The sequence below is a fragment of the Marinobacter sp. DUT-3 genome (genome assembly GCF_050379435.1).
Classification (GTDB): domain Bacteria; phylum Pseudomonadota; class Gammaproteobacteria; order Pseudomonadales; family Oleiphilaceae; genus Marinobacter.
Window position 1 is genome coordinate 175,695 of the sequence record NZ_JBNRMG010000001.1, and the last position, 26,339, is coordinate 202,033.

The following is a 26,339-nucleotide window of genomic DNA, read 5'->3' on the forward strand; positions in this document are numbered from 1 at the left end:
GGCCCTGCCAAAAAATTTCGGAGGCCATGGATGGCCGGAGAGAAGCGCACATGGATGTGCTTGTAGCGGTTTTTTGGCAGGGCCACCAACAAATGCCCTTCACCGAAGCCAGCAGGCTACCGATCAAAAAGACCAAACTCAGACCCGAGCTGCAACAACCCGAACCATAGGATCATGCCGGCTTTCAGGAATCGGCAGCAGGCCATAGAACTCACTGGGATTGTAGACGCGAACTGAAGGAAACCCGGAAGCTTGGAAATGGTCACAGGCCTGCTGGTCATCCTCGAAGTGGAAGCTGACCTGGCTGCGGGTCATGGTGCCCAGGAGGCCGCCGAGGGTTTTCAGGGAGTTTCTCAGCAGCGGTTGCCTTGGCATCAGGTAGCTTTCGGACAGGTACACCGAGCCGGGGCGGTTGGCCAGGATTTTGGCCAGGCGCTGCCAGAACTCGGAGATGACGTCCAGGGAGAAGTAGCTGGTCAGGCCCTCGGTGACCACCACGATGGGCTTGGTGTTGTCGAAGGCGCGGGCGACTACGGCTTCCAGGGTTTGGTCGCCGGATTCGGCCAGGATATCGATCGGGGTGACCTGGTGGTGCTCTCCGAGGTGACCTGCCGCCAGTAGACGGGCCGCTTTACGGGTGGCCATGTCGGGCAGGTCGGCTTCCACCATCTTCAGGTTGGGGTGTTTCTCCCGCAATCGGATGCCTCTGGGGGACATGCCGCAGGCGATTTCCAGGACCTGGTCTACGCCGTCCTCCTGGACAGCCTGGTCTATCAGGTGGTCGATGATCAGGTGGCGTTGCAGCAGGAAAGTGCGGATGTTGCCGCCGATGGCGGCTTTGCTGGCGGTTTCGAAGGGGCTCATCAGGTGGTAGAGCCAGCGGCCCTGTTCGGTGGACAGGGCGTCGTCTGAAAGCCCGTGCCGGTGCCAGACGGCACCGGTGTAGAGGGCAGTAAAGCTGATGCCGGAACTGTCAGTCGGCTTTTTGCTCATAAATGGCCTTTCCCCAGGCTTCACGTGTGCCCGGCAGTATCAGGTTAAGGGCAATCGCCACCACGGCGCTCAGGGCGATGCCCTCGAACTGGCCGATAGCCATGCCGCCGATGCCGAACACCAGGGTGATGGCAACGATCACCAGGTTGCGCGACTGGGACAGGTCCACCTGGTGGCGAATCAGGGTGTTCAGGCCCACTACCGCGATGGAGCCGAACAGCAGGCAGAGGATGCCGCCCATGACCGGTACCGGGATGGTCTGCAGGGCCGCGCCAAATTTGCCGACAAAGGCCAGCACGATGGCAATGATCGCAGCCCACCACATCACTTTCGGGTTGAAATTGCGGGTCAGCACCACGGCGCCGGTGACTTCCGAATAGGTGGTGTTGGGCGGTCCGCCAAGCAGGGAGGCGGCGCTGGTGGCCAGGCCGTCACCCAGCAGGGTGCGATGCAGGCCTGGCTTTTCCAGGTAGTTCTTGCGGGTCACATTGCCGATGGCGAGGATGTCGCCAATGTGCTCAATGGCCGGTGCAATGGCCACCGGGATCATGAACAGGATGGCGCTCCAACTGAATGCCGGTGCGACAAAGTTCGGAATCGCAAGCCAGGGCGCTTCCTGAATGGGTGTCAGATCCACAATGCCGGCAAACGCGGAGAGGGTATAGCCGACGATCACGCCAAACATGATGGGAATCAGCCGGAAAATGCCTTTTGCCCATACCGACATGATGACGGTCACCACCAGGGAAATCATCGCAATCCAGATGGCGGTGTCGTAGGGCACCAGTTCTGTGGCGCCGTCGCCGCTACGACCCGAGGCCATATGCACAGCCACCGGTGCCAGCCCGAGGCCGATCACCATGATGACCGGACCGATCACCACAGGTGGCAGCAGGCGGGTAATGAATCCGGTGCCGCGGAGTCTGACCGCGCCACTGAGGATAATATAGAGAATGCCGGCGGCCATCAGGCCACCCAGGGTTTCTTCCAGGCCGAAGCGGCCCTTGGCGGCAATGACCGGGGCGATAAAGGCAAAAGAGGAGGCCAGGAAGATGGGGATCTGACCGCCGGTGACAATGTGGAAGATCAGCGTGCCGAGACCGGCGGTAAACAGCGCGACGTTGGGATCAAGGCCGGTGATCAGCGGCATCAGCACCAGTGCGCCAAAGGCCACCAGCAGCATTTGCGAGCCCGCGACAACCTGTTTCCAGATCGGGTCGTTGGTGTGATCCTGCATGTTCAGACGTCCTTCTGCTTGGTGCCGAAAATTTTGTCGCCAGCATCACCAAGTCCGGGAAGGATATAGCCTTTGTCGTTCAGGCGCTCGTCAATTGAGGCCGTATAGATGGACACGTCCGGATGTTTCTCCAGAACCTTTTGCACGCCCTCCGGCGCGGCCACCAGAATCAGCGCGCGAATTTCGGTACTGCCGGCCTTTTTCAGCAAATCAATGGTGGAGATCAGGGAGCCGCCCGTGGCCAGCATGGGGTCGATGATCATAGCCATACGCTGGTCCAGCTCGCCCACCAGTTTTTCCAGGTAAGTGCTGGCTTCCAGGGTTTCCTCGTTGCGGATCTGGCCCACCACGCTGACGCGGGCGCCGGGAATCAGGCTGAGGACACCGTCCAGCATGCCCATGCCAGCACGCAGGATCGGCACGATGGTGACTTTCTTGCCCTGGAGCTGTTCGATTTTCACCGGACCGGCCCAACCCTCGATGGTTTTTTCCTGCAGGGAGAAATCCTGGGTGGCTTCGTAAGTCAGCAGGGCGCCAACCTCCTGTGCCAGTTCACGAAAATTTTTGGTGCTGATGTCCGCGCGGCGCATCAGGCCGAGTTTGTGGCGGATCAGGGGGTGTTTAACCTCGTGGATTGGCATGGGTCACCTTTCATCTGTCGGCTGTGGTCGGATTGGCGCAAGGATACCGTATCTGAAAGGTTGCGTCAGGCACTGAAAAGTGAAATCCCGTAAGGGCTGGTACGGATCTTGCGAAGACCCCTGCAAACGATGCGTCAGCGTCATAATTCCGACCCTTTGAATGCCGTCAGGCACGGCCACGCGGAGAGTTTCCTGGCATGGACAGAGCTTTAGTCCTGAACAACGTCAAAACCCTGACACGGGGAAACCTGGGCATACCCATCATGCTGATGGGGTTGCTGGGAATGATGATCCTGCCCATGCCGGCGTTCATGCTGGACGTTTTCTTTACCTTCAACATTACCCTGTCCATCGTGATTCTGCTGGTGTGCGTTTACGCCTTACGGCCGATGGAGTTTGCCTCGTTCCCCACGGTGTTGCTGGTGGCTACGCTGTTGCGCCTGGCGTTGAATGTGGCCTCAACCCGGATCGTACTGCTGAACGGTCATGAGGGTGGTGATGCCGCCGGTAAGGTGATCGAATCCTTTGGTGCGGTGTTGATCGGCGGTAACTACGCCGTGGGCCTGGTGGTGTTCGCCATCCTGATGATCATCAACTTCCTGGTGGTGACCAAGGGCGCTGGCCGGGTGTCTGAGGTCAGTGCGCGCTTTACTCTAGATGCCATGCCCGGCAAGCAGATGGCGATCGATGCCGACCTGAACGCTGGCCTGATCAATCAGGAAGAGGCCAAGCACAGGCGTTCGGAGGTGGCCCAGGAGGCGGATTTCTACGGCTCCATGGATGGTGCCAGCAAGTTCGTCAAGGGCGATGCGGTTGCCGGCCTTCTTATCCTCGCTATCAACCTGATTGGTGGTGTCGCCATTGGTATGTTGCAGCATGGCCTGGATTTCGGAACGGCCACTCAGAACTACGCGTTGCTGACGATCGGGGATGGCCTGGTGGCACAGATTCCTTCGCTGCTGCTGTCAACGTCAGCTGCGATCATGGTGACCCGGGTAACGTCCAGCCAGGATATGGGTGGCCAGATTCTGCAACAGATGTTCAGTGCGCCCAAGGCGCTGGCTATTGCTGCCGCTATCCTGATTATTCTCGGGCTCATCCCCGGTATGCCCCACGTTGCGTTTCTGGGGCTTGGCGGTATCGCTGCCACCGCAGCTTACCTGATCTGGCAACGTGACCGCCAGACGGTCGAGGAAGAGGGTGTATTCCCGGTACGCGGAGGCGCGCAGCCTGCGGGACGGGATATACCGCCCGGAGGGGATGGCGGAGATCAGGGGCAGGCTCTGCCTGCGCCGGGCGAAACCCGTGAACTGGGCTGGGACGACGTTGCCACCGTCGACATCGTGGGCCTGGAAGTGGGTTACCGTCTGATCCCGTTGGTGGACAAATCCCAGGGCGGTCAGTTGCTGAGTCGTATCAAGGGGGTGCGCAAGAAACTGTCCCAGGATCTGGGGTTCCTGATGCCGTCGGTCCATATTCGCGACAACCTGGACCTGATGCCGAATGTGTATCGCATCACCCTGATGGGCGTGACCTTGGCCGAGGCCGAGATTCACCCGGACCGGGAACTGGCCATCGACCCTGGCCAGGTGTTTGGCAAAATCGAGGGAATTGCAGGCAAGGATCCGGCGTTTGGCCTGGATGCCAGCTGGATTGAGCCCGAGAAGAAAGACCAGGCCCAGACCCTGGGGTATACAGTGGTGGATGCCAGTACCGTGGTGGCCACCCATCTGAACCAGATATTGCAGAAGCATGCCCACGAATTGCTTGGCCACGAAGAAACCCAGAAGTGGCTGGACCAGCTGGAGAAGGTGTCTCCCAAGCTGGCGGAAGAGCTGGTTCCAACCACCATTTCCATCAGCCTGCTGTTGAAGGTACTGCAGAATCTGCTCAAGGAAGAGGTGCCGATCCGCGATATGCGTTCCATCGCGGAGTCCATTGTGAACGTTCATCCGAAGAGTCAGGATCCGAAGCTGCTTACCACCGTTGCCCGCCAGGCCCTGCGCCGAATGATCATTCAGAGCATTTGTGGCAACGAGCAGGAGATCCCGGTGATCACCCTGGATCCAGACCTGGAACAGTTATTGCTAAAGTCAGTTCAACAGAGTCAACAATCCGGCGGTCAGGAAGACATCGGGCTGGTGCTGGAGCCGAACATGGTGGAGAAACTGCAGCGATCCCTGCAGGAGAGTGTCCAGCGCCAGGAGATGCTTGGCAAGCCAGCGATTCTGCTGGTGTCAGGCCCGTTGCGACCGGTGCTGGCGAAGTTTGCCAGTTATGGGGTGGAGCGATTGCACGTACTGTCTTACCAGGAAGTTCCGGATAACAAACAGATCACCATTGTGGCGTCCGTCGGGCAGTAAGGCCGCGGATGACAAAGCGGACAACGCAGGCACGGCGTTGCCGGTGGAGGATGAGGCATCATGAAAGTAAAACGTTTTTTTGCTCAGACCATGGCAGAGGCACTGAAGCAGGTTCGGGAACAGATGGGTCCGGACGCCGTGATACTCTCCAATCGCCGGGTGGACGGCGGTGTCGAAATTGTGACGGCGCTGGACTACGACGAAAACATGGCGCGTCAGCGTCTTGGTGATCAGGCCCGGGAGGCCACCAACGGGTCCCGTCTTGCGGAAATGCAGGCGGAACAACATCGCCGGTTGGAACAGGAACTGGGGCGTTCCCGGGACCGTATTCGCGAGGTTCGCGAGAAGCGGGCAAGCGTTGGCGCCGGGTATGCCAATAACTCGGCGTTCATCGACGATTCGGCGCTGGGGCTTGAGTCTGCCGCAACGGAGTCCGGATCGGTCGCCTCATCAGGCGCACCGGGCGGCTACTCCGATGAGCTTGCACAGATGCGGGCCGAGATCAGTTCATTACGGGACATGGTGGGGGCCCGGACCGCCGAGCCGAAAAAGCCGGCGAACAACGCGGTTCAGCAGCGCCTGTCCGAACGTTTGCAGGAATTCGGCCTGAGCCTCGATCTGTCCGGCTCCCTGTCCCGCCGCCATAAAGGCGGGCGCCTTGACGATGGCTGGAAGCAGTCCCTGAAAATGCTGGCCACCGGGGTGAAAACCTCACGAACCGAGTGGCTGGATCAGGGGGGCGTATACGCGCTGGTTGGGCCCACCGGATCCGGTAAGACCACAACCATTGGCAAGCTTGCGGCGCGCCATGTCCTGCGCCATGGTGCGGATTCCCTGGCCCTGGTCACCACGGATCGTTATCGCGTGGCCGCCCATGAGCAGTTGTTTGTGTTCGGTCGTATCCTGAATGTGCCGGTGCGGGTGGTGGATGAGAGCCATTCCCTTGATGATATCCTCGACGAGTTGTCGGATCGCCACCTGGTGCTGATTGATACCGCCGGCCTGACCAGCACTGACAAGGGCTATGAGCAACAACTGTCAGAACTGGCCAGGAGCCATCACCGGATTCGTACGCACCTGGTAGTGTCAGCGACCAGCCAACCGCGTATTATGAAATCAGTGTGGCATTGCTATAAGATGGCTAACCTTGCGGGCTGTGTGATGACAAAAGTCGACGAAGCCCTGACCCTGGGTGAATCTTTGGGGTTTGTCATGGAGTCCGGTCTGCCCGTGGCGTATTACACGGATGGCCAGAAGATTCCCGAAGATCTGCACCACGCCGAAGCGGTGCCCCTGGTTCGACTGGCCGTGGAGCGGCTTAAAACACTCCAGCAACAGCAGGCGGTGGCAGAGGGGGCCTGAAACACTCCCCGGCCATACCGGATGACGGACTATCCGGCGTGAACAGGCGCCGTTGAAATACAACTGAGCCTTCGGTCAAACGTGGCGAGAGATAAAACCAAGTATGAGCAAACCACATCCGGTACAGGTGATTGCAGTTTCCGGCGGGAAGGGCGGCGTTGGTAAGAGCAACGTGTCAGTTAACCTGGGTATTGCCCTGGCCCAGAAAGGCCGTCGTGTCGTGTTGCTGGATGCTGACCTGGGTCTGGCCAACATAGATGTTCTGCTGGGTATCACCGCCAATCGCAACCTCTCGGATGTGCTGGCGGGTGATTGCGACTTGCGGGATGTCCTGGTCGATGGCCCGGGTGGTATCAAGATTGTCCCGGCCTCCTCGGGAACCCAGCGCATGACCCAGCTCACCTCCATGGAGCACGCTGGTCTGATCAATGCGTTCAGCGAGCTCGGTGACCAGATTGACGTCCTCATCGTCGATACCGCAGCGGGGATTTCCGAATCCGTCATCAGTTTCCTGAGAGCTTCTCAGGAGCTGCTGCTGGTGGTGTGTGACGAACCGACATCCATTACCGACGCATACGCTCTGATCAAGCTGATGAACCGTGAGTACGGCACCAACCGTTTCCGTATTCTTGCCAACCAGGTCCGGAACGAGCAGGAAGGGAAGCATCTTTTTGAAAAACTGACCCGGGTCACCGAGCGGTTTCTTGATGTGGCACTACAATACGTGGGTATGGTGCCTTACGACGAAGCCGTCCGGAAAGCGGTGCAGAGGCAGAAAGCGGTGCTGGATGCCTACCCCAGGGCCAAAGCGTCACTGGCGATCAGGGCTCTGGCTGAGAAGGTCGACAACTGGCCGCTGCCGTCATCTCCCCGCGGACACCTGGAATTCTTTGTGGAGCGGCTCGTCGAAGTCTGACATTGATCCTGTCACCAAAAAGCTGGATACATGACATTGACGAAAAACCTGGGAATCTACCAAAAAGCAGGCGTCGGGGGTGCTTCCCGGCTAGTGGAAGAGCATGCTCCGCTGGTGAAAAAGATCGCGTTGCACCTGATGGCCCGCTTGCCGGCCTCGGTGCAGCTGGAAGACCTGATGCAGGCCGGCATGATCGGGCTGCTTGAGGCTGCGCAAAGGTACAGCTCTACCAAGGGCGCAACCTTTGAAACCTACGCTGGTATCCGTATCCGGGGCGCCATGGTGGATGAAATCCGCAAGGGCGACTGGGTACCCCGTTCCGTTCATCGTAATGCCCGCCGTATCTCCCAGGCCATCAAGGCTGTTGAGGATCGTCTTGGCCGTGAGGCCCAGGACCAGGAAGTCGCTGAAGAGCTGGAGATGTCCCTTGATGAATACCACTCCAGCCTGAGCGATGCCAACAGCGGCAAACTTTTTAGCCTGGATGAGCTCAATGAATCCGGCGACCTGCCGATAGAGGAAGCAGAGGCCAGTGATAATCCGCTGGACGATATTACGTCCGATGCTTTCAAGCGCAGTCTGGCGGAAGCGATTGGCGAGCTCCCCGAGAGAGAAAAACTGGTGCTCAGCCTGTACTACCAGGAGGAGCTGAACCTCAAGGAAATCGGTGCTGTCCTGGGGGTGAGTGAAAGCCGGGTCAGCCAGATCCACAGTCAGGCCGCGCTGAGGCTTCGGGGCAGGCTGACGGGCTGGCGACATGAGCCCAACGTGTATTGAGGTTGGCTGTCTGTAGCTTTTGGTAACCGGCGCTTTACAACGGGTTCAAACACCACACAATAAGCGGTTAAACCACCGGCCTGCCAGAGTCTGGCAGAAAGATAAAACGCATTCCGGGTGTGACAAAACTGGAGGTCCCATTGGACAAGAACATGAAAATCCTCATTGTGGACGACTTTTCCACAATGCGACGGATCATCAAGAACCTGCTGCGTGATCTGGGATTCACCAATACCGACGAAGCGGATGACGGCAACACCGCGTTGCCCATGTTGCAAAGCGGTAAATACGATTTCCTGGTGACTGACTGGAACATGCCGGGTATGTCCGGTTTTGATCTGCTAAAGGCTGTACGTGCCGATGAAAACCTGAAAACCCTTCCGGTTCTCATGGTCACCGCCGAAGCAAAGCGGGATCAGATTGTCGCCGCCGCGCAGGCAGGGGTGAATGGCTATGTTGTGAAGCCGTTTACCGCCGCAGTACTCAAGGAGAAGATTGAGAAAATCTTCGAACGAATCCAGTAACCAAAGGTCGGATGGGCTCTCATGAGCGATAGCAAAAAGAACCCGCAGGGCCTTGATCCGGAGGTGACGGAAAAGCTCCGCGCACAGGCCAACGAGCTGGTTGAACAGGTCAATGCCGGTGACTATGCAGGGGCTATGAACGTAATCAATGATCTCAGCGAAGTCCGGGATCAAAGCCTGTATCGGGAAGTCGGGCGGCTTACCCGCAGCCTCCACGAAGCGATTCGCAATTTCCAGATCGATCCCCGCAATGCCGAGCAGCAGGAAGCGCTGTCAAAAATGACCGATGCGTCCGATCGCCTGGAATACGTTGTGCAAATGACCGGTCAGGCTGCCAATCGCACCATGGACCTGGTCGAGGAAACCATGCCTCAGGCCCATGCTATCCGTGATGAGGCGGCGGTATTGAGAGACGAGTGGCAGCGTCTGCGTCGGCGGGAAATGGAGCCGGCGGAATTCCGGGACCTCTACGGTCGGATTGACCAGTTCTTCGTAACGCTGACCCGGGATGCCGACACCATGTACAACAACCTCTCGGAAATCCTGCTGGCCCAGGATTTCCAGGACCTGACCGGGCAGGTGATCCAGAAGGTCACCGACCTGGTGAAGGAAGTGGAGGAACACCTGCTAGGCCTGGTGATGATGGCGAGTCATGTGGATCAGCTGACCGGCACCATACATGAGATTGAATCAAGCGAAGTGTCGGCAGAGCAGGGCGTTGGCCCGCAGATGAACGCCGATAAGCGTGAAGATGTGGTATCGGGTCAGGACGATGTTGACGATCTTTTGTCCAGTCTCGGTTTCTGAATTAAGAGGGTAACCCATGGCGTTTGATGCCGATGAAGAGATCCTGCAGGACTTTCTGGTTGAAGCAGGCGAGATACTTGAAAAGCTGTCTGAGCAGCTGGTGGATCTTGAACAGAATCCGGATGACAGTGATCTCCTCAACGCCATATTCCGTGGCTTCCATACCGTAAAGGGTGGCGCGGGTTTCCTTCAGCTGGAAGCCCTGGTGAACTGCTGTCACTCTGCAGAGAACGTCTTCGATATTCTCCGGAATCACAAGCGCAAAGTGGATTCGGAGTTGATGGATGTGGTGCTTGAGGTCCTGGACAACGTCAATGCGATGTTTGAGCAGGTGCGTAACCATGAGGAACTGACGCCAGCTCCGGAAGCTCTGATTGCCGCCCTGGACGCCCTGGCTGAGCCGGAAGGGGCGTCCTCCGCGGGTGCCGGTAAAGCCCCTGTGGAAACGACAAGTGACGCCGCCAGCGGTGATGATCATGGTGATATCACCGATGACGAATTCGAACAGCTGCTGGACGCGCTGGATGGTGAAAAAGCCGAAGCCGGTCCGGAAACTGCCTCTGACCCAGCAGGGGACGACAGCGCCGCCGGTGACGATGACATTACCGATGACGAGTTCGAAGCGCTGCTGGACGAGCTCCATGGCAAGGGGCAATTCGCCGGTGCGCCGGCCGGTGATGCTGATATCGAGCCACCGACCGAGTCCGGTGATCAGGCCAGCAAGGGCAATGACGATCTGATCACTGACGATGAATTCGAGAAGCTGTTGGATGACCTCCACGGCAAGGGCGGCGGCCCCACGGCTGAGAGCAGCCCGAAGGCGGCCAGCAAGCCCGCGCCCGATACTGCGAAGTCGGCGCCGGCCGCCAAAGCGGAGACGCCCGAGAAAGCCGAAACCCGAGCACCCGCAGCATCGAAAGAACAGGCGCCCGCAACTGAGACCTCTGTCCGGGTGGACACCAAGCGCCTCGACGACATCATGAATATGGTCGGCGAGCTGGTGCTGGTGCGTAACCGCTTGCAGCGTCTGGGCGCCGCAAGCGAAGACGAGCACATGCACAAGGCGGTGTCGAATCTCGATGTAGTCACCACGGACCTCCAGTCAGCGGTGATGCAGACGCGGATGCAGCCGATCAAGAAAGTCTTTGGCCGCTTTCCCCGGGTGGTGCGGGACCTGGCCCGGAGCCTCAAGAAAGAAGTCAGCCTGGTGATGCACGGGGAAGACACTGACCTGGACAAGAACCTGGTGGAAGCCCTCTCGGACCCCCTTGTCCACCTGGTTCGTAACTCGGTAGACCATGGTATCGAGGCGCCGGATGTCCGTGAAAAGGCTGGCAAACCCCGGTCCGGTACAGTGACCCTGAATGCCGAGCAGGAAGGGGATCATATCCTGTTGTCCATCGAGGATGACGGTGCCGGCATGGATCCCGAGGTGTTGCGTCGTAAGGCCGTTGAAAAAGGCTTATACGATCAGGACGCCGCGGACCGGCTTACCGAAAGCGAGTGTTTCAACCTGATCTTTGCCGCCGGCTTTTCAACCAAGGACCAGATTTCCGATGTGTCCGGCCGTGGTGTCGGCATGGACGTGGTAAAAACCAAGATCGGCCAACTGAACGGTCAACTGAACGTGGAATCGGAGCTTGGCAAAGGCTCGCGAATCGTCATTAAAGTGCCGCTGACCCTGGCCATCATGCCCACGCTGATGATCATGCTGGGTGAACAGTCGTTCGCGCTGCCACTGGTGAATGTGGTGGAGATCTTCCATCTGGATCTCAGCAAGACCAACATCGTCGATGGCCGCGAGTGCATCGTGGTGCGGGAGAAGGTCTTCCCGCTGTTCCACGTCAAGCGCTGGCTGGTGAAGGGCGCGTCCGCTGAACCGGAGCCGGAGAACGCCCACGTTGTCATCGTCGCGATGGGCACCCGGAAAGTTGGCTTCGTTGTGGACCAGTTGATCGGCCAGGAAGAGGTGGTGATCAAGCCCCTGGGCCGAGCACTCCAGGGCACGCCGGGTATGGCGGGGGCGACGATTACCGGTGATGGGCGTATTGCCTTGATTATTGACGTTCCCAGCCTGCTTCAGCAGTACGGTTGAGGCGCACGGACCGCACGGTTTAGGAGAATGGGATGACAGTTTCTGTCCTGGTTGTTGATGACTCGGGATTTTTCCGCAAGCGTTTGACGGAAATCCTGACGGCATCCGGTCAGATCAAAGTCGTTGGCGCGGCTACCAACGGCCGGGAAGGGGTGGAGCTGGCGGAAAAGCTGCGGCCGGACGTCATCACCATGGACTACGAAATGCCGATAATGGACGGCATTTCAGCCGTTCGCGAGATCATGAAGCGCCACCCGGTGCCGGTATTGATGTTCTCGTCCCTGACCTACGAGGGTGCCCGGGTGACGCTCGATGCCCTGGAGGCCGGCGCGGTCGATTTCCTTCCCAAGAATTTTGAGGAAATCGCCCGGGATTCCAGCCAGCTCCAGAAGATCCTGATTGGTCGTATACTGGATGTCGCCGGTAGCAGCCCGGGCGCAAAAACCGCACCTGCTGCACCACCGGCAACAAAATCGGCCACAGCGCCCGCGCCTCGTCAGGAAAGGGAAATGCCCCGTGGGCGTCCCCGTACCGATACGCCTGCGGCTCCGGCACGTTCCACGCAACCGGAGCCCCCCGCAGAAGAGGAATCCTCCAGGCGCGCCACCCGACGGGGGCCGGCCAGGCACTACAACGTGGTGGGCATCGGCACCTCCACTGGCGGTCCGGTTGCCCTTCAGAAAGTGTTAACCGCGTTGCCGGCCAGTTTCCCCGCGCCTATCGTGCTGGTTCAGCACATGCCGGCCAGCTTCACGCCTGCCTTCGCCGAGCGTCTGAACAAACTCTGCCGCATCGAAGTGCGCCAGGCCGAGGATGGCGATGTGCTTCGGCCCGGCCTGGCCCTGCTGGCGCCCGGAGGCCGGCAGATGATGATCGAGAATCGCAGTGGCCAGGCCCGGGTGCGCATATTGCCCGGCGACGACCGTCTCAATTACAAGCCCTGTGTGGATGTCACTTTTGGCTCCCTGGCCCGCAGCTTTCCCGGCAAGACCCTGGGCGTCATTCTTACCGGCATGGGGTCTGATGGCAAAGAAGGTTGCCGTTTGATGAAGCAGGGCGGATCCGTGATCTGGTCCCAGGATGAAAAATCCTCCGTGATCTACGGCATGCCCATGGCCGTTGCCAGGGCCGGGTTGTCCGATGAGGTGCTGGCCCTCAACGACATCGGTCCGCGGCTGGTGGAAGGTGTGAGTTAATGGATATTCTCAGCCTACTTGGCATCATTCTGGCGTTTGCTGCCATCCTGGGCGGCAATCTGCTTGAGGGCGGCGCCCTCAGTTCTCTGTTTAATGCTCCGGCGGCGCTGATCGTCATCGGCGGTACACTGGCTGCCACCATCCTGCAGACCTCCTGGCCATTGCTGAAGCGTGCGTTTGTACAGGTGCGGTGGGTATTTTTGCCGCCCTATGTCAGTCTGGAGGATGGCATTGGCAAAGTGATCGATTGGAGCGTCAAGGCCCGCAAGCAGGGGTTGCTGGGGCTGGAGGGGCTGGCGGAAAAGGAGCCGGAACGGTTTGCGCGCAAGGGCCTCCAGTTGCTGGTCGATGGCGCCGAGACCGAGACCATTCGCAGCATCATGGAGGTGGACCTGGATTCCCGCGAACAGCGGGACCTGGAATCGGCGCGGGTATATGAAGCCATGGGTGGCTATTCGCCGACCATAGGCATCATCGGTGCCGTCATGGGGCTGATTCAGGTGATGACCAACCTGGAGGACCCCCAGTCCCTCGGCAGCGGCATCGCAACGGCTTTCGTCGCCACCATCTACGGCGTAGCTCTGGCGAACCTGCTGTTTTTCCCGGTTGCCAACAAGTTGCGCGGAATTGTGCGGGAGCGTACCCGCTACGAAGACATGATGATTGACGGCATTATCGCTATCGCGGAAGGGGAGAACCCCAAATCCATCGAACTGCGGCTGCGGGGCTTCCTGCAGTGACCGCCGGGCGGGACTATGCGGCGTCGTAGGCAACCACCTCAGGATGACCTCCACAACAAGGAGCGGTGGCTGATCTCCTATGCGGATTTCATCACCCTCCTGTTTGCCTTTTTTGTGGTCATGTACTCCGTGTCTTCCGTCAACGAAGGCAAGTACAAGGTGCTGTCGGAAACCCTGACCGGCGTTTTCAATGCACCGCAACGGTCCTTTCAGCCCATAGAGGTGGGGGACCAATCCCGGCGTTCAGGTTCCTCGTCATCCGACAGTGTCATTGTGCCCGAAGTAACCGAAGCCCCGAGTAATCCGGAACTCAGTGAGCAGGGGCGGACCGAAGCGCTGCGGGCCATGGCTGACCAGCTCGCCCTGGAATTCGATGAGCTGATCAACCAGGGCGTGGTGTCCCTGGAAAGCAATGACCGTTGGCTGGAGTTGAATCTGCCCGACAGCCTGTTGTTCAGCAGTGGCGCCGCAGAACCCCACTACGACGGTTTCGCGGTGGTTGAAAAAATCGCCGGAGTTCTGCGTAACCGGGACAACGCGGTCAAGGTGGAAGGCTTCACCGATAACCGTCCGATTCGTACCAGTGCTTTTCCCTCTAACTGGGAATTATCGGCGGCCCGGGCCGCGGCGGTGGTTAGAATGCTGACCATGGAGGGCGTGGAACCTGAACGGCTGGCCGCTGTCGGATACGGGGCGCACCAGCCGGTGGCCCGTAACGATACCGAAGAAGGCCGCCGCCGGAACCGCCGGGTGGTTTTGCTGATTTCCCGTGATGCCAGCATCCGTGGGGTGATGCGGTAATCGCGCTGCTGTTGGTTGGCATGGTTTCTGTATTGATCTTCCCTGTACCGTCTTTCGCGGCAAACACTTGCCGATAGCGTTCAAGTTGGGCGGTCCGCTGCCGATAACGATGGGTAGGGACCGCTGTGGTGCCATGGCATATCCGGGGATAAATGAGTGGAGAGCGTAACGTGCGAATCTGGGCAGTAGCCAATCAAAAAGGCGGTGTCGGAAAGACCACATCGGTGGTGGCGCTGGCCGGGCTATTGGCAGAGCGCGGCAAGCGGGTGTTGGTGGTGGACCTGGATCCTCATGGCTCGCTGACCAGCTGGTTTGGCTATGATCCCGACACCATCGCCCAGAGTGTGTTCAATCTGTTCCAGCATCAGGGCAAGGTGCCAGATGGCCTCGCCGCCCAGTTGATTACTGAAACCAGCTGCAAAGGCGTGTCATTGCTGCCGGCCAGTACCGCACTGGCAACCCTTGAGCGCCGGATGGTGGGCGTGGAAGGCATGGGGTTGATCATCTCCCGCGCACTGGCGCAGCTCTGGGATGATTTTGATTATGTGATTCTCGACAACACGCCGTCCCTCGGTGTGTTGATGGTGAATGCACTGGCGGCCGCGCAGCACCTGATTATCCCGGTACAAACGGAATTCCTGGCGATCAAGGGCCTGGAGCGCATGCTGCACACCCTGCAGATGATCATGAAATCCCAGAAGAACGAGCTGGCTTACACCATTGTTCCGACGCTTTTTGACCGTCGTACCCAGGCGTCCGTAAAAAGCCTGAACCTGTTGCGTAAAACCTATCCGGATACACTCTGGCGTTTTGCCATTCCGGTGGACACCAAATTCCGCGACGCCAGCCAGGGCGGGGTGGTGCCCTCATCCCTGGATGCCGGCACCCACGGAGTTCGGGCATACAGCAGCCTGCTCGAGGATCTGATGGCCCGTACTGGCGTGGAGCGGGAGCGCAGGCATGGCTGACGAAAAATTGACTAAGCTGGCGGATCCCGCCAGTGCCATTGCCAGTTATCTCGATGAGCTGTTGCACACGGCGACGGATACGGCGCGCCAGGACGAGGTCGCTGTTAGTGCGCCGGAAGTGGAATCGGAACCGGAACCAACGGTTGAGCCAGCGCCCCGGATTGAAATCAGCCGACCCGCGCCGGAGCCCGTCACAAAAAAGGCAGCGGACATTCAGCAGACACCTGCCCCATCGGCGCCTCAACCGGAGGTGGAGCCTGAATCGCCCCCGTCGCGTCCTGAGTGGTCTGAACAGCCTTTTGAATGCCTGATCTTTACCGTGGCGGGCCTGCAGCTGGCGGTGCCGCTGATTCTGCTGGGCGCCATTCACCGCATCGAAGAAAGCATCAAGCCGATTCCCGGCAGCCCCCGCTGGTACATGGGGATCCGTGCCGATCGCGATCATAACCTGCGGGTGGTGGACACTGCGGAGTGGATCATGGCGGGGCGGGCACCCGACAATGCCCGTGACAACTATCGTTTTGTGATCCGGCTGGATAACAGCGACTGGGGACTGGCCTGTGATGATGTGGCCCAGTCCTTCACCCTGAAGCCGGATGAGGTTCGCTGGCGGACAGCTCGCAGCAAACGCCCCTGGCTGGCGGGAACCGTGGTCAATCACATGTGCGCCCTGATTGACGTGCGCACCATGGCGGATTTGCTGGTCCGGGCGGAGCGGGAGCACCACCTGGATCTCAGTTAATAAGCCGTTACTGAATGAAACCGTGCGGTGCTGGCACGGTTTGTGCCCTTAACTATAGTATTGGGCACTGATGATGATTTTTTGACGATCAGGTTGCCCGCCGGGCAGCCAAAGAGGAGAGACAACGCTATGGCATCCCCGAGCGGACACCAACATCAGGCCCAGGACGATCAGGTACTGCAGTACGTGACCTTCCGCCTGGATGACGAGACTTATGGTCTGAACGTCATGCAGATTCAGGAAGTGCTGAGATACACCGAAATTGCACCGGTTCCGGGTGCGCCGGATTATGTACTCGGCATCATCAATCTGCGTGGTAACGTGGTCACGGTGATCGATACCCGTCGCCGATTCGGTCTGGCGGACTCGGAAGTCACTGACGCGACCCGGATCGTGGTGATGGAATCCGCGGACCAGGTAATGGGAATCCTAGTGGATTCCGTGGCCGAGGTGGTGTACCTGAAAGCCAGTGAAATTGAAACTGCACCGAACGTGGGTAACGAGGAAAGTGCCAAGTTTATCCAGGGCGTGTGCAATAAGGATGGCGAACTGATCATTCTGGTCGAGTTCGACAAGATGCTGTCTGACCACGAGTGGGCTGAAATCGCGGCACTGTAATCCCGGAAACGCTTTCCGGAACAGGCCGGCATGATGGACGCCCCGGTGGTTAACCTACTTGAGGGCGTTCATCATGTTTGCAGAGTACTCTTCCCTGATTCCCTGGCTGCTGACAACAGCGGTCCTTGGCCTGCTGGCGGTGCAGGCCATTGTGCAGCGTCGTGAGATCCGTCAGCTTCGAACCCGGCTCAAGGATCGTTGTGACACCCTTGGCCGCGAACTTCATGCCACCGCCAGCGGCAGCATGGGGGTCGGCCAGCGGCTGGTAGCCTGTGAGCGTCAGCTCCATGAGCTCGCCGGCGCACTGGATGAAATGCGCCAGAACGACCCCCTGCGAATTTCCTACGATGAGGCCTCAAGGCTGGTTGACCTGGGGGCGGATATCGACGATCTGATGAACACCTGTGGCATCTCCCGGCCCGAAGCGGAGCTGGTCTCTGCGCTCAGGAAGCGTGAGGCGGCTTAAGCCGGGATTCGTCGGGAGTTACTCGCTCTCCGGGGTGGTCCTGCCGGCGTCCGCCGGTGTCTTACCCTGGAGGTTGAAGGCAAACGCCAGGATTTCCGCGATGATCTGGTACAGGGTTTCCGGAATTTCCTCGTTCAGTTCCAGTCGCGCCAGGACACTGGCCAGTTCCGGATTCTCGTAGAGAGGGACGTTGTGTTCCCGGGCGATCCGGACGATTTCCTCCGCCAGTTCGTGAGTGCCCGTGGCGGCAATGGTCGGCGCGCACTTGCCATCGTATTTCAGCGCCACCGCCGCGCTGGATTGCTGCTGATCCGTTTTGCTCATGCCTTGGTGTCCACCAGTCGGTGTTCCAGTCGTGTGGTTGCTCCCCGGGGGCTGCCCCTGCGGCATTCCAGATCCGTTACCTCCAGCCCCAGTTCCGACAGGCTCTGCCGCAGGGTTGGCAGGTCCTGTTGAACCTGTTGCAGGGTGCGTTGCTTTTCCGCCCAGACGCGGGCAGACACCTGCTCCTGGCGCAGGGCCACGTCAAAATGCACCGGGCCGGCCTCGTCAAGATCCATGGCCAGGGACAGTCGCCATTCCGCGACACCGGCACGTTTCCCGCCAGTGTGTTCATTGTCTGGCTGTTCGTGCTCAATTCTCAGCTGCGCAATCCTCGGCTCACTCTGCGGTGTCACCCAGGGCAGCTCCAGTAACAGAGTGGACACCGGTGCCGGCGTGTCTGCTGTGGTACGCGTCGATAGCACCTGGCTGTGAAGCTGGTTGACGGTGATCCGGTTGAGCATGCCGGCGAGCAGTCGCAGCATCTGCCCCACCGTGGGTGGTTCCGCCGAACTCTGTGGCGCCGGAGGCGATAGCGTGTTGGGGAACTGCAGGGGGGCCTGGACCAGTTCGGGAGTCGCCAGCGGGGTCAGCCGGTTGAAGTGTTCCGGACCGCTGCCCTGGTGGCTGAGCAGTGCTGTCACAATCCGGCCCAGTGCCAGTTTGAGGTCGGGTAGGGCGGTCTCCCGACTCTGGGCGAGCCGGGCCTCGGCAAACAGCCCGCTTTCGGCAATCCACTGGCGTATCTGCTGCCCTGTCTCGTTTGCATTGCCTGGAGAGGCCAGTCCGGTACTGGCAGGGAGTCGGTTTACCAATTGCTCGATAACCTGTCGCACCGGTAGGGGCAGTGGTTGCGGCTGTCGCGCGGAGGGCGGGGTGGTTCCGCCCGTCTCTGGCCGGATACCCTGGGTCAGGCTGGAAAGAACCTTCGCCAGCCCGCCGTCGATACTCTGTTGCCATGGCAGCCGCTGGGCGAGTGCACGGGCGATACCGGCTTCCTGGGCCGGAGCGAGCTTGCCCATCAATTGCAGCTCATTGCCGGCGCGCATGATTTTGACCCAGTCTCCGGGTTCCAGGGAGGTCTCGCCGATGGCGGCCTGCACGGTCAGGCTGCGGCCACGGACTTCCAGCAGCAATTGCTGCCCGGCATCCTGTTGACGACTGATGACTTCCGCGACCCGGGCCAGTACGCTTTCCCGGTTGGTGAGTTGTAATAGGTCCAGTTGCTGACGCGCCGATACGGCCCCGGAGTCCTGAGGTTGCGCTCCCCTGGTGGCCCCACCTGCGGGCGGTCTGGTTTGTTCGCCGGACGGCGGCGGTGTCGGGTTACCGTTTGGTAATTTCATCGGTGCTGTTTTGATTCTCGACAAGAGTAATCGTGTCACGGTTTCGTTATAATACGCCGCGCTGGTAACTATTGCCTGTCTGAAATCTCTGCCCCTTCCTGATTCGCGACACCTGAACGGAGGCAGAATTGAATGTCCACAACGCCGGTTGTATCCACCGCGTTGTTCCAGATCTGGGGCCCTGATGTCTGAGCCGTTACTACAGGCTGTCAATCTGCAGTGTGAGCGCGACGACCGGATGCTGTTCCGGGAACTTTCTTTCTCCATACTGCCCGGTACTCTGACCCGTGTCGAGGGCCCCAACGGTTCCGGCAAGACCACCTTGCTCAGAATTCTGGCCGGCCTGAATGATGGCTGGTCTGGTGACTTGCTCTGGCGGGGACAACCCCGGTCCCGAACTCGCGAAGAATTCGTGCGTAACATGCTGTACATTGGCCATCGCCCCGGCATCAAACCGCTGCTGACACCCATGGAGAATCTGCGTGCGCTGATGGCCGGCAGGAAAAAGGTCAGTGACAGCATGCTCGGACAAGCGCTGGCCGGCACTGGCCTGGCCGGTTTTGAAGACGTACCCTGCCGGCGCCTGTCGGCCGGACAGCAGCGACGGGTGGCGCTGGCGCGCCTGCTGATTGCCGACGAGCCCCTGTGGATTCTGGACGAAGTGTTTACCGCAATCGATATTGACGGCGTGACCGCCCTGGAATCCCTGCTGGTGCAACGAGCCCGGGATGGTGGCGCCATTGTGGTGACCACTCACCATGACCTGCAGCTGCCATCGATGCAGCGTATCACCCTGGGAGGCAGCAGCGATGACGTCTGATTCCCGGGGCGGATGGCGACCGGTTACCGAAGCGGTTGGCACCGGTCACGCCATGAAGGCGGTGTTCCTGCGTGACCTCAAGTCGGCGTTCCGGCAACGGCAGGATCTGCTCAACCCGTTGCTGTTCTTCGTCATGGTGGTGACTTTATTCCCCCTTGGTGTTAGCCCGGAAGTGTCATTTCTGCAGCAGGCGGGGAGCGGTATCCTGTGGGTAGCGGCGTTGCTGTCGGTGTTGCTCTCCCTTGATCATCTGTTCCGGCACGATTTTGATGACGGCACCCTCGAACAACTGGTGTTGCAGCCCCAGCCCCTGTTCCTTCTGGTGCTGGCCAAAGTTGTCGCCCACTGGGTACTGACCGGGCTGCCACTGGTGTTGCTGGCACCGCTTTTGGGGGTCATGGTGCATCTTGAAGGGAACTCTATCGCGGTTTTGTGTCTAACGCTGCTGATCGGAACGCCGGTTCTCAGTCTGATCGGCGCTATCGGCGCGGCACTGACCCTGGGGCTTCGGTCGGCGGGGGTACTCTTGTCTCTGCTGATCATTCCGCTGTACATTCCCGTGCTGATTTTTGGCACGGGCACCGTGGCTGCGGCGGCGGATGGCGCCCCAGTGGGTGGCTATATGGCGTTGATGGGGGCGTTCCTGGCATTGGCGGTGACGCTGGCGCCCTTCGCATCGGCTGCGGCCCTGCGTATCAGTTTGTCTAACAGTTAATAGGTAGAAGGTAACACCTGATGTGGCAAATCTTTCACAAGCTGGGGTCGCCGAAATGGTTCTTCGGCATTGCCAACCGGCTGATGCCCTGGCTGTTGTGGGGCGGGGTGGCAATGTTGTCTGCCGGCCTGATTTGGGGGCTGGCGTTTGCTCCGCAGGACTACCTTCAGGGCAACAGTTACCGGATCATCTTCATTCACGTGCCGTCGGCATTCCTGGCCCAGTCTGTTTATATCATGATGGCGGTGGCGGCGGTGGTTACCCTGGTCTGGCGTATGAAGCTGGCGGATGTTTTCGTCAAGTCGGTGGCTCCGGTGGGTGCGGTGTTAACCTTCCTCGCGCTGTTTACCGGTGCGGTATGGGGCAAGCCCACCTGGGGAACCTGGTGGATATGGGACGCCCGGCTTACGTCCATGCTGATTCTGCTGTTTCTGTATTTTGGCGTGATTGCCCTTGGCGCGGCCATTTCCGATGAGAAATCCTCGGCGCGGGCGGTTGCTGTGCTGGTGCTGGTCGGAGTGGTGAATATACCTATCATCAAGTATTCCGTGGAGTGGTGGAATACCCTGCATCAGCCCGCCACTTTCAAGCTCACGGAGAAACCCTCCATGCCCGCGGAAATGTGGGTGCCCCTGTTATTATCCGTGCTGGGGCTCTATCTGGTTTTTGGCTGGTTTGCGTGCTTGCGTATGCAGACGGAAATTCTGATTCGTGAACGCCGCACCCGCTGGGTTAAAGAGCTGGTGCAGGCGGGAAGGAGCTGACGGCATGGCGTTTGATTCCCTGACTTCGTTTATTGCCATGGAAGGGCATGGTTCTTATGTCTGGACCTGTTATGGCGTTTTCTTCCTGCTGCTGGGCGGGTTGGTCTACTGGTCGCTTCGCCAGCGCCGCCAGGTTATGGCAGCCCAGCGGCGTGAGTTGGCCCGGGCGCCTGCCGGCAACATGGCTGCGGACCAAAGAGCCCGGGCCGCCAGTTTTACACGTGTGAACGTTTCTCAAGATTGAATGGCAGAAAAAACGATGCACCCGACTCGAAAAAAACGACTGACGATAGTTCTCTTCCTGCTGGCAGGGATTGCCGTTGCCGTTGGGCTTACGACGTATGCCCTGCGCCAGAATATTAACCTGTTCTACGATCCCAGCCAGATTGCCGCGGGCGATGCCCCGGTGGACGTCAGGATTCGCGCCGGAGGCATGGTCGAGGAAGGATCGGTGCTGCGGGATACGGAAAGCCTGAAGGTGGAGTTCAAGGTCACCGACTTCAATTCCTCGGTGCTGGTCGAGTACACCGGCATCCTGCCGGATCTGTTTGCAGAGGGGCAGGGCGTGGTGGCCATGGGGCGGCTGACCGACAATGGCCGTTTTGTAGCCGATCAGGTGCTGGCCAAGCACGATGAGAATTACATGCCGCCGGAAGTGGCGGAGGCCCTTGAGCGGGCGTCCGCTGGCAAACACAAGGCAGGCGATGGCAGTGGCTCCGAATCGGCCTACTGAGAAGACGATAAATTCCTGATGTTTGGAGAGGTCTGATGTATCCGGAACTCGGACACTTTGCACTGATACTCGCGCTGTTGCTTGCAGTGCTCCTTTCCGTGGTCCCGCTGGTGGGCTCGGTGACCGGTCGTGACACACTGCAGGCGTTTGCGCGCCCGTTGTCCGCCGGACTGTTCGTGTTCATCGCCATTGCCTTTGCGATCCTGACCCATGCCTTCGTGACCGATGATTTCTCGGTCGCCTACGTGGCCAATAACAGCAACAGCATGCTGCCCTGGTACTACAAGTTCAGTGCGGTGTGGGGCGGCCATGAGGGGTCGCTGCTGCTCTGGATCCTGATGCTGGCAGGCTGGACGCTGGCGGTGGCCATATTCAGTCGCCGTCTGCCGTCGGTGATGATCGCCCAGGTATTGTCGGTCATGGGCATCATCTGCGTGGGTTTCCTGTTGTTTATCATCGTCACATCGAATCCCTTTGACCGCATGCTGCCAAACGTACCGGCGGATGGTGCCGACCTGAACCCGTTGCTGCAGGACTTTGGCCTGATTATTCATCCGCCCATGCTGTACATGGGGTATGTGGGTTTCTCCGTGGCGTTTGCGTTTGCTATCGCCGCTCTGATGAATGGCCGCCTTGATGCGGCGTGGGCCCGGTGGTCCCGCCCATGGACCACGGTCGCCTGGTCGTTCCTGTCGCTGGGCATCGCTCTTGGCAGCTGGTGGGCCTACTACGAGCTTGGCTGGGGCGGATGGTGGTTCTGGGATCCAGTTGAAAACGCCTCCTTGTTGCCATGGTTGTCCGGCACCGCATTGATGCATAGCCTTGCGGTGACCGAGAAACGGGGCGTCTTCAAGAGCTGGACCGTGCTGCTGGCCATTGTCACCTTCTCCCTCAGTCTGCTGGGAACATTCCTGGTGCGTTCCGGCGTGCTGACGTCCGTACACGCATTTGCCTCCGATCCGGAGCGGGGTACTTTCCTGCTGGCGCTGTTGGCCATCACCATCATTTCCAGCCTGACCCTGTACGCGGTGCGGGCGCCGGTGGTGCATGTACGGTCGCGTTATGGCTCCCTGTCCCGGGAGATCTTCCTGCTTCTCAACAATGTGTTGCTGGTGTCAGCCACACTGCTGGTCATGATCGGCACGCTGTACCCGCTGGTTCTGGACTATCTGGACATGGGACGACTGTCGATAGGCGAGCCCTTCTTCAACCTGACCTTCAGCCCGCTGGCCCTGGCCGCAGGGCTGCTGTTGGGCGCGGGTATTTTCTCTCGCTGGAAGAAAACCGACGGTGGCTGGCTTGGCCGCAAACTGCTCTGGCCGCTGGCGATCAGCATTGTGGCAACGGCGGCGGTCATGGTGGTCTATGGCGGGTTCAGGCCCTGGGCCTTTGCCGGCTGTTTCGTGGCTATATGGGTCACTGTGGCTACCGCCTGGGACCTGTGGGACAAGTCGTCCTCGAAGAAAGGGCGGCTGCACGGCCTCAAGCGGCAATCCAGAAGCTACTACGGCATGGTTCTGGGGCACCTCGGGCTGGCCATTACCATGGCCGGGGCAACCGTGGTGTCGAACTATGGCGTCGAGCGGGACGTGCGAATGACACCCGGTGACACTGCGATGGTCGGGGACTACCAGGTTCTCTTTACCAAAATTGGCGAACGCCAGGGCCAGAATTTCACGGCCCAGTACGGCTCATTTGAGGTCACACAGGATGGCCAGCATGTGGCAACGTTGCACCCGGAGAAACGGCAGTATCAGGTTCAGCGCAATGTCATGACCGAAGCCGATATCGACGCCGGACTGTTCCGGGATGTCTTTGTGGCTATAGGTGAGCGCATCAGTGACGACGCCTGGGCCATCCGCCTGCAGTACAAACCGCTGGTGCGTTGGTTGTGGCTGGGAGCGCTGTTCATGGCAGCCGGCGGTTTCCTGGCCATTGCTGATCGGCGGTACCGCATCCGTGAGCGGGTCGCTGAAAAACGGGATTCGGGGGAAGCGGGCCGTCAGGGCGATCGCGGTGTCGCAGAGGTGCTGTCATGAAGCGGGTATTGTTGTTCCTGCCACTCGTCCTGGTAATCGTCCTGGGCGTTGTGCTGTTTGCCGGGATTGGCAAGGATCCCACGCACCTGGATTCGGCATTGATCGGGAAGCCGGTTCCGGCCTTCACGCTGTCTGACCTTGCCGAGGCCGACAAACAGCTGGATGCGGAAGTTTTCAGGGGGCAGGTCTCACTGCTGAACGTCTGGGGTACCTGGTGTCCGGCCTGCCGCGACGAGCACGACGACCTGGTGTGGCTCGCCGAAGAGAAAGGCATACACATTATTGGCCTGAACTATAAGGACAATCGTGAGGATGCGCTGGATTGGCTTGACCGTCTGGGGAATCCTTACGCCCTGACTATCTACGACCCCAAAGGCACCCTGGGCTTCGACCTCGGGGTATACGGCGCTCCGGAGACCTACGTCATCGATGCCGAGGGCGTGGTTCGCTATCGGCACGTGGGGGTGGTCAATGAGAAAGTCTGGCAGGAAGACCTCGAGCCCCTGGTGAAGCGTTACCGGGAGGACACCTGATGGCACGACTGGTCCTGATCCTGCTCGCCGCACTGTTCTCGTTTCAGGTAGTGGCGGACCAAGCCAACGTGCATGGTTTCGACTCACTCCAGGAAGAGCAACGCTACCGGGATCTGATTGCCGAGCTGCGATGCCCGAAATGTCAGAATCAGAATATTGCTGATTCCAATGCTCCCATTTCCAAAGACATGCGTGACAGGGTCTACCGGATGATGCGGGAAGGAGCCAGCAACGAGGAGATCGTCAACGCACTGGTGGACCGCTTCGGCGAATTCGTCCGCTACAAACCCGAAGTAGATCGCCGCACTCTATTGCTGTGGGCAACACCCGCCATCGCCGTGGGAGGTGGTTTACTGGTGGTTGCCGGCATCGTGATTCGCTCCCGCCGACGCAACAGCCAGCAACCGCCGCTGACCGCGGAAGAAAAGGCTCGTGTCGACCGGTTGCTATCCGACGATGACCGGGATGCCCTCAGCTGAACTGACTACCCAATTCCCCACGGAAACTTCACGATCTTCTTATGACCGATACTTTCTGGATTATCGCCGCAGCGCTCATTGTTCTGGCCCTGGCCTTTGTTGTCTGGCCACTGTTTTCCCACCGGACCGACAGACGGCAGCAGACTGATCTCCGTAATCAGAACCTGATGGCGTATCGCTCGCGCATGGCGGAACTGGAGAACGAGTACCAGGCCGGCAATCTCGATCAGGAAAACTATCAACAGCTGAAAGAGGAGCTGGCGGGCAGCATGCTTGACGATGTGCCCGATGCCGACAAGACGGTGACCAGACCTGCGGTGGCCGGACGTGGCCGTCGCAGCTCGTTGGTGATTGCCTTTGTCTGTCTCTTGCTGGTGCCAGCGGCGGCGATTTTCCTTTACCAGCAATGGGGTGCGATGGACGACCTGAAGCAATACCTGGCGATGCAGGAAATGACGGCATCGGATGGCGACCGCGTCGAACAGATGACCCGGCTGACGGCCCAGTTGCGGGAACGGCTGGAAGCCAAACCGGAGAACACCGAAGGCTGGGCCATGCTGGGTCGCAGTTACATGCGCCTGGAACAGTTTGAGGATGCCGCATGGGCATTTGAACGTTTGGCCGAACAGGTTGAAGACGATGACCGGGCGGAAGCCACGGCCTGGGGGTTGTCGGCCCAGGCGCTGTTCTTCAGGAGTCAGGGGGCATTGGACCCCGATGTCACACGGGCGATCGAAAAAGCGCGCGCGCTGAATCCCGATGAGGTGAATTCCCTTGGGTTATTGGGCATATCTTCCTTCAGCCAGGAAAACTATGAAGATGCCATCCGCTATTGGGAGCGTATTGTTGAGGCGGCGCCTGATCACCCCCAGCTTGGCTCGATTCGCCAGGGTATTAACGAAGCCTATGAACGTCTCGGGCGCGACGCCCCGCATACCGCCGAAGACGCCGTGTCCGGACCGGGGGTGACCGTCCGGATCGAGCTGTCGGAGGCCTTTGCGGGAGAAATCCCGGACGATACCACTCTGTTCGTTTTCGCCCGCAAGGCGGGTAGCCAGGGTTCGGCGCCGCTGGCAGTGGCACGGCTGAGTGCCCGCGACCTGCCGGCGGAGGTCCGTCTGGATGATGGCAATGCCATGTCACCGGACAACCGGCTCTCCGGGGCTTCCGAAGTTCTGCTGGTTGCGCGCCTGTCCCGTTCCGGCAACGCCATGCCCCAGGCCGGAGACTGGCAGGGTGAGCTGAATGATCCGGTGGCCGTGACTGATGATGAAGGGGTGGCAGCGACCCTGGTGATTGATCATCAGCTGCGGAACTGAAAAAGGCCCCATCCGGGGCCTTTT

28 protein-coding genes are annotated in these 26,339 nt (G+C 59.6%); 23 read left to right on the forward strand and 5 right to left on the reverse strand.

The genetic code is table 11. The features are described from left to right. Positions 1-138 precede the first annotated feature (138 nt). Genes ACQUWM_RS00815 through upp form a run of 3 tightly spaced genes read right to left on the reverse strand, consistent with a single transcriptional unit; the run spans position 139 to position 2,871 of the window. Complete coding sequence (locus ACQUWM_RS00815) at positions 139-993, reverse strand: class I SAM-dependent methyltransferase (RefSeq protein WP_428920862.1); 855 nt, start codon at positions 991-993, stop codon at positions 139-141. Then, positions 974-2,230 carry a uracil-xanthine permease family protein gene (locus ACQUWM_RS00820; protein WP_428920863.1) on the reverse strand — a complete coding sequence of 419 codons (1,257 nt, stop codon included), beginning with the start codon at positions 2,228-2,230 and terminating at the stop codon, positions 974-976. The genes ACQUWM_RS00815 and ACQUWM_RS00820 overlap by 20 nt, the downstream gene beginning before the upstream one ends. Positions 2,231-2,232: 2 nt before the next feature. Next, positions 2,233-2,871: a uracil phosphoribosyltransferase gene (upp, locus tag ACQUWM_RS00825; RefSeq protein ID WP_428920864.1), complete on the reverse strand. Its 639-nt coding sequence runs from the start codon at positions 2,869-2,871 to the stop codon at positions 2,233-2,235. 197 nt (positions 2,872-3,068) lie between these two features. On the opposite strand from upp, the gene flhA reads away from it, so the two are divergent. The 14 genes from flhA (at position 3,069) to ACQUWM_RS00895 (ending at position 17,246) form a co-directional block, all read left to right on the forward strand. Next, positions 3,069-5,234: a flagellar biosynthesis protein FlhA gene (flhA, locus tag ACQUWM_RS00830; RefSeq protein WP_428920865.1), complete on the forward strand. Its 2,166-nt coding sequence runs from the start codon at positions 3,069-3,071 to the stop codon at positions 5,232-5,234. A gap of 60 nt (positions 5,235-5,294) precedes the next feature. Further along, positions 5,295-6,596 carry a flagellar biosynthesis protein FlhF gene (gene flhF, locus ACQUWM_RS00835; RefSeq protein WP_428920866.1) on the forward strand — a complete coding sequence of 434 codons (1,302 nt, stop codon included), beginning with the start codon at positions 5,295-5,297 and terminating at the stop codon, positions 6,594-6,596. A 103-nt stretch (positions 6,597-6,699) separates the two neighbouring features. After that, positions 6,700-7,512, forward strand: coding sequence for a MinD/ParA family protein (locus ACQUWM_RS00840; protein WP_407001053.1), 813 nt, complete (start codon positions 6,700-6,702; stop codon positions 7,510-7,512). A 30-nt stretch (positions 7,513-7,542) separates the two neighbouring features. Further along, entirely contained in the window at positions 7,543-8,289 is a 747-nt protein-coding gene (locus ACQUWM_RS00845) for an RNA polymerase sigma factor FliA (protein WP_428920867.1), read from the forward strand. A 140-nt stretch (positions 8,290-8,429) separates the two neighbouring features. Further along, positions 8,430-8,813 (forward strand): chemotaxis response regulator CheY, encoded by a 384-nt coding sequence (cheY, locus tag ACQUWM_RS00850; protein ID WP_012136125.1) that lies wholly within the window; start codon positions 8,430-8,432, stop codon positions 8,811-8,813. 21 nt (positions 8,814-8,834) lie between these two features. Beyond that, entirely contained in the window at positions 8,835-9,620 is a 786-nt protein-coding gene (locus ACQUWM_RS00855; protein ID WP_407001056.1) for a protein phosphatase CheZ, read from the forward strand. A 16-nt stretch (positions 9,621-9,636) separates the two neighbouring features. Then, positions 9,637-11,715, forward strand: coding sequence for a chemotaxis protein CheW (locus tag ACQUWM_RS00860; RefSeq protein ID WP_428920868.1), 2,079 nt, complete (start codon positions 9,637-9,639; stop codon positions 11,713-11,715). A gap of 32 nt (positions 11,716-11,747) precedes the next feature. After that, on the forward strand, positions 11,748-12,911 hold the full coding sequence (locus ACQUWM_RS00865; protein WP_428920869.1) for a protein-glutamate methylesterase/protein-glutamine glutaminase: 1,164 nt from the start codon (positions 11,748-11,750) through the stop codon (positions 12,909-12,911). Then, positions 12,911-13,651, forward strand: coding sequence for a flagellar motor protein (locus tag ACQUWM_RS00870; protein WP_406984744.1), 741 nt, complete (start codon positions 12,911-12,913; stop codon positions 13,649-13,651). The genes ACQUWM_RS00865 and ACQUWM_RS00870 overlap by 1 nt, the downstream gene beginning before the upstream one ends. A gap of 15 nt (positions 13,652-13,666) precedes the next feature. After that, positions 13,667-14,452 (forward strand): flagellar motor protein MotD, encoded by a 786-nt coding sequence (gene motD, locus ACQUWM_RS00875; RefSeq protein WP_428920870.1) that lies wholly within the window; start codon positions 13,667-13,669, stop codon positions 14,450-14,452. Between the two features lie 170 nt (positions 14,453-14,622). Continuing rightward, positions 14,623-15,420 carry a ParA family protein gene (locus ACQUWM_RS00880; protein ID WP_406985028.1) on the forward strand — a complete coding sequence of 266 codons (798 nt, stop codon included), beginning with the start codon at positions 14,623-14,625 and terminating at the stop codon, positions 15,418-15,420. Continuing rightward, on the forward strand, positions 15,413-16,162 hold the full coding sequence (locus ACQUWM_RS00885) for a chemotaxis protein CheW (RefSeq protein WP_428920871.1): 750 nt from the start codon (positions 15,413-15,415) through the stop codon (positions 16,160-16,162). Before ACQUWM_RS00880 ends, ACQUWM_RS00885 begins: the two co-directional genes overlap by 8 nt. A 129-nt stretch (positions 16,163-16,291) precedes the next feature. Then, positions 16,292-16,780 carry a chemotaxis protein CheW gene (locus tag ACQUWM_RS00890; protein ID WP_406984747.1) on the forward strand — a complete coding sequence of 163 codons (489 nt, stop codon included), beginning with the start codon at positions 16,292-16,294 and terminating at the stop codon, positions 16,778-16,780. A 73-nt stretch (positions 16,781-16,853) separates the two neighbouring features. Further along, positions 16,854-17,246: a DUF2802 domain-containing protein gene (locus ACQUWM_RS00895; RefSeq protein ID WP_428920872.1), complete on the forward strand. Its 393-nt coding sequence runs from the start codon at positions 16,854-16,856 to the stop codon at positions 17,244-17,246. Between the two features lie 18 nt (positions 17,247-17,264). Here the strand turns inward: ACQUWM_RS00895 and ACQUWM_RS00900 are convergent, their stop codons facing one another. Together ACQUWM_RS00900 and ACQUWM_RS00905 are read right to left on the reverse strand one after the other, a co-directional pair. Next, positions 17,265-17,570, reverse strand: a complete 306-nt coding sequence (locus tag ACQUWM_RS00900) for an EscU/YscU/HrcU family type III secretion system export apparatus switch protein (RefSeq protein WP_407001062.1) — start codon at positions 17,568-17,570, stop codon at positions 17,265-17,267. Continuing rightward, positions 17,567-18,913, reverse strand: coding sequence for a flagellar hook-length control protein FliK (locus ACQUWM_RS00905; RefSeq protein WP_428920873.1), 1,347 nt, complete (start codon positions 18,911-18,913; stop codon positions 17,567-17,569). Before ACQUWM_RS00905 ends, ACQUWM_RS00900 begins: the two co-directional genes overlap by 4 nt. Positions 18,914-19,097: 184 nt before the next feature. Between ACQUWM_RS00905 and ccmA the strand changes: the two genes are divergently transcribed. The 9 genes from ccmA to ccmI are packed head-to-tail and all read left to right on the forward strand — an operon-like array spanning position 19,098 to position 26,315. Next, positions 19,098-19,733 (forward strand): cytochrome c biogenesis heme-transporting ATPase CcmA, encoded by a 636-nt coding sequence (gene ccmA, locus ACQUWM_RS00910; RefSeq protein ID WP_407001064.1) that lies wholly within the window; start codon positions 19,098-19,100, stop codon positions 19,731-19,733. Next, the gene (gene ccmB, locus ACQUWM_RS00915; RefSeq protein ID WP_407001065.1) at positions 19,723-20,448 is read left to right on the forward strand and encodes a heme exporter protein CcmB; all 726 of its coding nucleotides are present in this window, start codon (positions 19,723-19,725) and stop codon (positions 20,446-20,448) included. The genes ccmA and ccmB overlap by 11 nt, the downstream gene beginning before the upstream one ends. 20 nt (positions 20,449-20,468) lie before the next feature. After that, the gene (gene ccmC / locus ACQUWM_RS00920; protein ID WP_428920874.1) at positions 20,469-21,212 is read left to right on the forward strand and encodes a heme ABC transporter permease CcmC; all 744 of its coding nucleotides are present in this window, start codon (positions 20,469-20,471) and stop codon (positions 21,210-21,212) included. Between the two features lie 4 nt (positions 21,213-21,216). Continuing rightward, entirely contained in the window at positions 21,217-21,456 is a 240-nt protein-coding gene (gene ccmD, locus ACQUWM_RS00925) for a heme exporter protein CcmD (RefSeq protein ID WP_407001067.1), read from the forward strand. Between the two features lie 15 nt (positions 21,457-21,471). Continuing rightward, on the forward strand, positions 21,472-21,945 hold the full coding sequence (ccmE, locus tag ACQUWM_RS00930; protein ID WP_428920875.1) for a cytochrome c maturation protein CcmE: 474 nt from the start codon (positions 21,472-21,474) through the stop codon (positions 21,943-21,945). A 35-nt stretch (positions 21,946-21,980) separates the two neighbouring features. Beyond that, positions 21,981-23,984 (forward strand): heme lyase CcmF/NrfE family subunit, encoded by a 2,004-nt coding sequence (locus tag ACQUWM_RS00935; RefSeq protein WP_428920876.1) that lies wholly within the window; start codon positions 21,981-21,983, stop codon positions 23,982-23,984. Continuing rightward, a complete protein-coding gene (locus ACQUWM_RS00940; RefSeq protein WP_407001069.1) occupies positions 23,981-24,517 on the forward strand; it encodes a DsbE family thiol:disulfide interchange protein in 537 nt (178 codons plus the stop codon). The genes ACQUWM_RS00935 and ACQUWM_RS00940 overlap by 4 nt, the downstream gene beginning before the upstream one ends. Continuing rightward, positions 24,517-24,996: a cytochrome c-type biogenesis protein gene (locus ACQUWM_RS00945; RefSeq protein WP_428920877.1), complete on the forward strand. Its 480-nt coding sequence runs from the start codon at positions 24,517-24,519 to the stop codon at positions 24,994-24,996. The genes ACQUWM_RS00940 and ACQUWM_RS00945 overlap by 1 nt, the downstream gene beginning before the upstream one ends. A gap of 41 nt (positions 24,997-25,037) precedes the next feature. Continuing rightward, the gene (gene ccmI / locus ACQUWM_RS00950) at positions 25,038-26,315 is read left to right on the forward strand and encodes a c-type cytochrome biogenesis protein CcmI (RefSeq protein ID WP_428920878.1); all 1,278 of its coding nucleotides are present in this window, start codon (positions 25,038-25,040) and stop codon (positions 26,313-26,315) included. Positions 26,316-26,339: the final 24 nt, after the last annotated feature.

Bases quoted from the DNA above. Each gene is read 5' to 3' on its own strand.
- ACQUWM_RS00870 (WP_406984744.1), top strand. From the start codon at position 12,911: ATGGATATTCTCAGCCTACTTGGCATCATTCTGGCGTTTGCTGCCATC.
- upp (WP_428920864.1), bottom strand. From the start codon at position 2,871: ATGCCAATCCACGAGGTTAAACACCCCCTGATCCGCCACAAACTCGGC.
- ACQUWM_RS00845 (WP_428920867.1), top strand. From the start codon at position 7,543: ATGACATTGACGAAAAACCTGGGAATCTACCAAAAAGCAGGCGTCGGG.
- ACQUWM_RS00865 (WP_428920869.1), top strand. From the start codon at position 11,748: ATGACAGTTTCTGTCCTGGTTGTTGATGACTCGGGATTTTTCCGCAAG.
- ccmC (WP_428920874.1), top strand. From the start codon at position 20,469: ATGTGGCAAATCTTTCACAAGCTGGGGTCGCCGAAATGGTTCTTCGGC.
- motD (WP_428920870.1), top strand. From the start codon at position 13,667: ATGCGGCGTCGTAGGCAACCACCTCAGGATGACCTCCACAACAAGGAG.
- ACQUWM_RS00895 (WP_428920872.1), top strand. From the start codon at position 16,854: ATGTTTGCAGAGTACTCTTCCCTGATTCCCTGGCTGCTGACAACAGCG.
- ACQUWM_RS00940 (WP_407001069.1), top strand. From the start codon at position 23,981: ATGAAGCGGGTATTGTTGTTCCTGCCACTCGTCCTGGTAATCGTCCTG.
- ACQUWM_RS00945 (WP_428920877.1), top strand. From the start codon at position 24,517: ATGGCACGACTGGTCCTGATCCTGCTCGCCGCACTGTTCTCGTTTCAG.
- flhA (WP_428920865.1), top strand. From the start codon at position 3,069: ATGGACAGAGCTTTAGTCCTGAACAACGTCAAAACCCTGACACGGGGA.
- flhF (WP_428920866.1), top strand. From the start codon at position 5,295: ATGAAAGTAAAACGTTTTTTTGCTCAGACCATGGCAGAGGCACTGAAG.
- ACQUWM_RS00885 (WP_428920871.1), top strand. From the start codon at position 15,413: ATGGCTGACGAAAAATTGACTAAGCTGGCGGATCCCGCCAGTGCCATT.
- ccmB (WP_407001065.1), top strand. From the start codon at position 19,723: ATGACGTCTGATTCCCGGGGCGGATGGCGACCGGTTACCGAAGCGGTT.
- ACQUWM_RS00860 (WP_428920868.1), top strand. From the start codon at position 9,637: ATGGCGTTTGATGCCGATGAAGAGATCCTGCAGGACTTTCTGGTTGAA.
- ACQUWM_RS00905 (WP_428920873.1), bottom strand. From the start codon at position 18,913: ATGAAATTACCAAACGGTAACCCGACACCGCCGCCGTCCGGCGAACAA.
- ACQUWM_RS00820 (WP_428920863.1), bottom strand. From the start codon at position 2,230: ATGCAGGATCACACCAACGACCCGATCTGGAAACAGGTTGTCGCGGGC.
- ccmD (WP_407001067.1), top strand. From the start codon at position 21,217: ATGGCGTTTGATTCCCTGACTTCGTTTATTGCCATGGAAGGGCATGGT.
- ccmI (WP_428920878.1), top strand. From the start codon at position 25,038: ATGACCGATACTTTCTGGATTATCGCCGCAGCGCTCATTGTTCTGGCC.
- ccmE (WP_428920875.1), top strand. From the start codon at position 21,472: ATGCACCCGACTCGAAAAAAACGACTGACGATAGTTCTCTTCCTGCTG.
- ACQUWM_RS00815 (WP_428920862.1), bottom strand. From the start codon at position 993: ATGAGCAAAAAGCCGACTGACAGTTCCGGCATCAGCTTTACTGCCCTC.
- ccmA (WP_407001064.1), top strand. From the start codon at position 19,098: ATGTCTGAGCCGTTACTACAGGCTGTCAATCTGCAGTGTGAGCGCGAC.
- ACQUWM_RS00935 (WP_428920876.1), top strand. From the start codon at position 21,981: ATGTATCCGGAACTCGGACACTTTGCACTGATACTCGCGCTGTTGCTT.
- ACQUWM_RS00900 (WP_407001062.1), bottom strand. From the start codon at position 17,570: ATGAGCAAAACGGATCAGCAGCAATCCAGCGCGGCGGTGGCGCTGAAA.
- ACQUWM_RS00855 (WP_407001056.1), top strand. From the start codon at position 8,835: ATGAGCGATAGCAAAAAGAACCCGCAGGGCCTTGATCCGGAGGTGACG.
- ACQUWM_RS00840 (WP_407001053.1), top strand. From the start codon at position 6,700: ATGAGCAAACCACATCCGGTACAGGTGATTGCAGTTTCCGGCGGGAAG.
- ACQUWM_RS00890 (WP_406984747.1), top strand. From the start codon at position 16,292: ATGGCATCCCCGAGCGGACACCAACATCAGGCCCAGGACGATCAGGTA.